The 5,848-nt window shown below is 67.2% G+C and carries 5 protein-coding genes; 2 read left to right on the top strand and 3 right to left on the bottom strand.

The genetic code is table 11. From position 1 onward, the window contains the following. Window positions 1-210 precede the first annotated feature (210 nt). The 3 genes from RCJ92_RS14595 to RCJ92_RS14585 all read right to left on the bottom strand — a co-directional run bounded on the left by RCJ92_RS14595 (window position 211) and on the right by RCJ92_RS14585 (window position 3,055). The gene (locus tag RCJ92_RS14595) at window positions 211-1,743 is read right to left on the bottom strand and encodes an APC family permease (RefSeq protein WP_446754946.1); all 1,533 of its coding nucleotides are present in this window, start codon (window positions 1,741-1,743) and stop codon (window positions 211-213) included. A 253-nt stretch (window positions 1,744-1,996) separates the two neighbouring features. Beyond that, complete coding sequence (locus RCJ92_RS14590) at window positions 1,997-2,404, bottom strand: hypothetical protein (protein WP_343831518.1); 408 nt, start codon at window positions 2,402-2,404, stop codon at window positions 1,997-1,999. Between the two features lie 87 nt (window positions 2,405-2,491). Beyond that, window positions 2,492-3,055 (bottom strand): helix-turn-helix domain-containing protein, encoded by a 564-nt coding sequence (locus tag RCJ92_RS14585; protein WP_446754945.1) that lies wholly within the window; start codon window positions 3,053-3,055, stop codon window positions 2,492-2,494. Window positions 3,056-3,230: 175 nt separating this feature from the next. Between RCJ92_RS14585 and RCJ92_RS14580 the strand changes: the two genes are divergently transcribed. Both RCJ92_RS14580 and RCJ92_RS14575 read left to right on the top strand, forming a co-directional pair. Continuing rightward, window positions 3,231-4,754 carry a sodium:solute symporter gene (locus RCJ92_RS14580; protein ID WP_138174798.1) on the top strand — a complete coding sequence of 508 codons (1,524 nt, stop codon included), beginning with the start codon at window positions 3,231-3,233 and terminating at the stop codon, window positions 4,752-4,754. Between the two features lie 398 nt (window positions 4,755-5,152). Further along, window positions 5,153-5,812 (top strand): intradiol ring-cleavage dioxygenase, encoded by a 660-nt coding sequence (locus RCJ92_RS14575; protein WP_446754944.1) that lies wholly within the window; start codon window positions 5,153-5,155, stop codon window positions 5,810-5,812. Window positions 5,813-5,848 lie beyond the last annotated feature (36 nt).

Genomic DNA, 5,848 nt, shown 5'->3' with positions numbered 1-5,848 from the left:
TGCGGATCGCCACGGCCGGCAAGCTGCTGCAGCAGAACCTGGATGACCCGGATGTCGCCGCCCGCCTGTGGCTGGCCATTCGACGCGAAGAACCCTAGCCCCAAGCCCCCGGACGGCATCGGCCTGCCCGGGGCTTAACGGCGCATGGACCGGCTGCGGCCAACCCCTGGGGTTGCGCCGCAGCCGGTCCATGCTGCCCGGTTCGGTGGGCTAGCGCCCGTCGCGCTGGGCGGCGCGCTGGCGGTTGGGGCGGGCGGCCCGGGCGGCCACCGCATCCGGGCCGCTGGCCCCCAGCTTGGCCTGCTGGCGGATGCTCATCAGCTGCATCAGCTCCATTTCGGCGTTCTCGCCGGGGGTGATGCCGCGCGGGATGCGCAGGATGAAGATCATGCCCAGCAGCCACCAGCTGCCAAAGAGCACCCAGGGCTGCCAGCCGATCGCCGCCGGCATGCCCGGCAGGTACAGGCTGATCAGCCAGGCGCACAACAGCACCGATAGCACGCCGATCAGCTGCCCAAAGTTTCCGCGTCCACCCACCCGCAGCGGACGGTTCATCTGCGGTTCGCGCCGGCGCAGGATCACAAAGGCCACCCCCACCAGCAGGTAGGCCACAACGATGGACGGGGAGCCGGAGTCCACCAGCCAGCCGAGCATCGCCGAGCCGAAGAACGGGGCCAGCACGGACAGCCCGCCAATGAACAGCAGCGCATGGGACGGGGTGCGGTACTTCGGGTGCAGGTAGGCGAACCAGCGCGGCAGCATGCCCGAGTGCGCCATGGCGAACAGCAGGCGCGAGGCCCCCATCAGCAGGGAGTTCCAGGAGGTGAGGATGCCGGCGATGCCGCCGGCGATCAGCACCTTGGCCATGGTCTCGGAATTGAACAGGGCACCCATGGCGTCGGCGGTGGCCAGATCGGAGCCGGCCAGCGCGGAGGCGTTCATCCCCGAGGAGGTGGCCATGATGACCATGACGTACCAGGCGGTGGCGATCATGACGGAGATGATCACATAGCGCCCAATCTTGCGCGGGGCGATATTGCATTCCTCCGCGGACTGCGGGATGACGTCGAAGCCGACGAACATGAACGGGACAATGATCATCACCCCGAAGAACCCTGCGGTGCCGTTGAGGAAGAAGGGCTCCATGTTGGATGCCTGGCCGCCGGTGAAGGCCCCGGTGAGCAGCATGGCTCCAATGAGGAAGAGGAAAAGCACCACGAAGGTTTGCACGATCCCCGCCGTCTTGATGCCGCGGATGTTGATCCAGGTGATCACCACCGCCCCGGCCACCCCCACCAGCGCCCAGAACAGGAACACCTCCGAACCGGCAATGTCCCAGAGTTTGACCTGGTTGATCTGCGGGAAGATGTAGGCCACGGATTTGGGCAGGGCCACTGCCTCGAAGGCGACGATGGTGATGTAGCCGCCCACAATCCCCCAGGAACCGGCGAAGGACCAGCGCGCGCCCAGGGCGCGCAGCAGGTAGTTGTGCTCCCCGCCGGCCTTGGGCATGGCGGCCACCAGTTCGGCGTAGGTCAGCCCGACGATGGCCATGATGCCACCGCCAACCGCCATGGCCAGGGCCGCGCCGAGCGGACCGGCACTGGTGATCCAGTCACCGGTGAGCACCACCCAGCCGAAACCGATCATGGCGCCCACGCCGATGGCCAGGATGTCCCATTTGCCCAGGACCTTTTTCAGTCCGGCCCCGGATTGCGCCGGCGCCCCACCCGATGTCGTCATAGCGATTCCCTCCCGCATTCAATGATGCAGATCACATTAGGGAACCGACGGGGCACAGGCTAGGGATAGTTCATCCAGGGCGTGGGTCATAGTGCCCAGGTCGGGCCGCCGCAGCACGCGGCGTTCCTGGGTGCCGCAACCCTCCCCGCCGGGCCGCGAGAATCCAATGCGGCCCCGCCAGAAGACACCGGTACTTGACGGTGCGCTGGACGCGGACGCGCCAATTCCATTATCGGGGGCGGGGAACGGCGGGTTAGCCCCGCTGCCGTGAATGGGCGACCAGGTGGCGGTCGACCTGCCGGATGGCCACTGTGAAGCCGAGCGAAAGCAGCACCGACTTCAGCCACAGCTCAGCGGGCTCATCGGCCAGGTAGATGGTGTGCACCGGACCGGCCAGGATGATGATCACCAGCATCCACAGCAGGTAGCCCAGACTGGTGCGGCTTTGCATCAGCTCGGCGTGGCGCTGGCGGCGGCGGATGGTCAGGATCCCCACCACGAAGATCATCAGCGCCAGCACCCCGGCGCCGACGATGAAGAAGTAGCGCTGGGTGCGAATCAGGGTCAGGGTGACGCCCATGATGATGCCCAGGACTGCGGAGAACCACCAGGGGATGACCGGCACGGAGCCCTCGGCTGCCGTTGGCTGCGTTGCGTTCACCGCACTCCCGTCCGTCTTCCTGCCTGGCCCGGCGGTTTTCCCGCCTTGTCTAGGATAGCCCGGCGCGGCGCTCTTCCCCGGCAGCGACTACAGCACCAGGGTCCAGGTCACCACCGCCGGCTCGGGGCTGGGATTGATCCAGCTGTGCGGCTCCCTCCCGGGAAAGGTCACGGTGTCCCCGGCCTGCAGCTCCATGCGCTCCTCGCTCAGGATCAGCGTGAAGTGCCCGGAGTGCACGTGCAGCACCTCAACCTGGCAGTCCATGGAATACAGCTCGGCTTCCCCGGCACCGTGCGGCGCGATCTCGGCGCGGATCAACTGCACCCGGCGTTCGGTGCGCGGGGTGAGCAGCTGTTCAATGATCCCCTCCCCGCCCAGGGAGATGCGCGGGGCGGCCTCCAATTTGACCAGCTTCGTCTCGGGGACCGTGAACAGCTCCCCCACTTCGATGGACAGCACCTCGCACAGGGTCAGCAAGGTGGCGACCGAGGGGCTGGTCAGATCACGCTCCACGCGGGAGAGGAAGCCCTTGGTCAGCCCCGCCATTTCCGCGACCTGGTCAATGGTCAGGCGCTGGCCCTGCCGGGCCACGCGCAGTCGGCTGCCGATCTTGATCGATGAGCCGGTGGGCTCGACGGGCAACGCCTTCATTTTTCCTCCGCGCATCTGAGTTCCTGCCTCCACTGTAGTGGGCGACCTCATATTTCCCGCACGCGGCGACGGTGGATCCGCGACGTTCTGTGACTCACCTCGCGTTTACCGATAGACATCTTTTGTTTTTGCTGTCATTCTTTGTGGAGCGTCATTTTCATCACAGGGAAGTTCAATGGATTACATCAACGGCGGCATTGTCGCCTTATACCTCGTGGGCATGCTGGCCTTCGGCTGGTGGGGCAAGTCCCGCACCCATTCCACGAGCGATTACCTGGTGGCCGGCCGACGGCTGGGACCGGTGCTGTACACCGGAACCATGGCCGCCGTCGTGCTTGGCGGGGCCTCGACCGTGGGCGGCGTGGGCCTGGGCTATCGCCACGGCATCTCCGGGATGTGGCTGGTGGTGGCCATCGGCATCGGGGTCTCGGCCCTCTCACTGTTCTTCGCCCCGAAGATTCAGCGGCTAAAGATCTTCACCGTCTCCCAGATGCTCACCCTGCGGTACGGCTCCCGGGCCGCAACCAACACCTCGGGCATTGTCATGCTGGCCTACACGCTGATGCTGTGCGCCACCTCCACCGGCGCCTACGCCACGATCTTCATGGTGCTCTACGGCTGGGAACGCTGGCTGGCCATCCTGGTCGGCGGCGGCATTGTGCTGATCTACTCCTCCATCGGCGGGATGTGGTCCATCACCCTGGCCGACCAAGTGCAGTTCTTCATCAAGACCGTGGGCGTCTTCTTCCTGATGCTGCCCTTCGTGCTGGGTGCCGGCGGCGGCTGGTCGGCCATGCAGCAGCGCCTGGATGCCACCTTCTTCCAGTGGGACGGCATCGGACTGCAGACCATCATCACCTACTTCGTTGTCTACGGGCTGGGCCTGCTGATCGGCCAGGACATCTGGCAGCGGGTCTTCACCGCCCGCAGCGACAACGTGGCCCGCTGGGGCGGGCTGTCGGCCGGCATCTACTGCATCATCTACGGCGCGGCCGGCGCGATCATCGGCATGGCCGCGCGCGTGGCGCTGCCGGGGATCGCGGCCGAGGCCGAACAGAACCCGGACGCGGTCTACGCCGAGGTGGCCCTGCAGGTGCTGCCGCTGGCCGTGGGCGGGATCGTGCTGGCCGCCGCGGTGGCCGCGATGATGTCCACCGCCTCCGGCGCACTGATCGCCGCCGCCACCGTGGCGCGCACCGACGTCGCCCCGTTTGTGGCCAGCTGGTTCGGCCGCGACCTGCAGCGCGATGAACAGAAGAACCCGGAACACGAGGTCAGCAACAACCGCTGGTGGGTGTTCGGGCTGGGCGTGGTCATCATGATCCTGGCGATCGTGGTGGACGACGTGGTCGCCGCGCTGACCATTTCCTATGACATCCTGGTCGGCGGGCTGCTGATCTCCATCCTCGGCGGGCTGATTTGGCGCCGCGGCAACGGGGTGGGCGCGGCCTGGTCGATGGCCGCGGGCACGGCGGTCACCCTGGGCACGATGATCTACCTGGAGATCGGGGCGAAGAACACGTTCGACGGGGTGTACGCGAACGAACCGATCTACTTCGGCCTGCTCGCCTCGGCGTTGACCTACATCGTGGTCTCGCTGGCCACCGGGCGCACCGACGCGCAGGTGCTGGCCAGCTGGGACCGGCGGGTGGCCGGTGAGAGCAGCGTGGAGGGCGTGCAGGACTCCGCGGTGCGCTAAGCACAAGGTCATAGCGGCCACATAGCCGCAGCTGTGCCGGAACCCAATACCGGCGCATATCCTCAAAGGCACCATCGGGCAACAGGCCTGGTGGTGCCCTTGGTTTTAAAGCTGCCCCGGATGCACAAAGGAGCCGTCATGACATCCACCCCGCCAGGACGCTGGTTCAACAACCGCCCCCTGCCCCGCCCGGGCGAAGACTTGGAGGATCAGGGGCTGGGGTTTGACGTGCAGACCCTGCTCGACCGGCGCCAGATGCTCACCGCCATGGGGCTGGGCACCCTGGCCTTCACCCTGTCCGCCTGCGCCCCCACCGCCGGAACCGGTTCACGGGGCGCGGCTGAAATCCCCGAGGAGACGGCCGGCCCCTACCCGCGGACGGCTCCAACGGTCCGGACGTGCTGGAGCGTTCCGGGATCGTGCGCAGCGATATCCGTTCCAGCTTCGACGGTGCCACGGGCACCGCCCAGGGCATCGAGATGCAGCTGCAGCTGCGCATCCTGGACAGCGCGAAGGACAACGCCCCGATGATCGGGGTGGCCGTCTACGTCTGGCAGTGCGACCGCCAGGGCCGCTACTCGATGTACTCCACCGGGGTGCAGGAGGAAAACTACCTGCGCGGCGTGCAGCTCAGCGACCAGGACGGGATGGTGCGCTTCACCAGCATCTTCCCGGCCTGCTATGCCGGGCGCTGGCCGCACATCCACTTTGAAATCTACCCGGACGAGCATTCGGTCACCGATGCGGCCAACGCGATCGCCACCTCCCAGGTGGCCCTGCCCCAAGAGGCGTGCGAGCAGGTGTACGCCACCGTGGGCTATGAGCCCTCGGTCAAGAACCTGGCCGCGGTGAGCCTGCGCAGCGACAACGTCTTCGGCGACGACGCCGGCGCCAGCCAGCTGGCCGCCGTCACCGGCAGCAACACCGAGGGCTACCGGGTGAGCCTGGAGGTCCCGGTCGATACCCGCACCACACCGGGTACCGGGCAGGAGCCGGGCGCCGGTGAGCGCCCCGGCGCCCGGCCGCCGACCCGGCCCGCGGCGAGCGCTGCCCCGTAAACACCCCCTGTTGCCGCGGCGGCTGCTGCACTAGAC

This window comes from Glutamicibacter sp. BSL13 (genome assembly GCF_052928425.1).
The sequence above is the reverse complement of the archived record's forward strand: the minus strand, read 5'-3'. Positions and strand labels throughout refer to the sequence as shown.

Excerpts from the sequence above, each read along its gene's own strand:
- RCJ92_RS14585 (WP_446754945.1), bottom strand. The coding sequence starts at position 3,055 with ATGAAGGCGTTGCCCGTCGAGCCCACCGGCTCATCGATCAAGATCGGC.
- RCJ92_RS14595 (WP_446754946.1), bottom strand. The coding sequence starts at position 1,743 with ATGACGACATCGGGTGGGGCGCCGGCGCAATCCGGGGCCGGACTGAAA.
- RCJ92_RS14580 (WP_138174798.1), top strand. The coding sequence starts at position 3,231 with ATGGATTACATCAACGGCGGCATTGTCGCCTTATACCTCGTGGGCATG.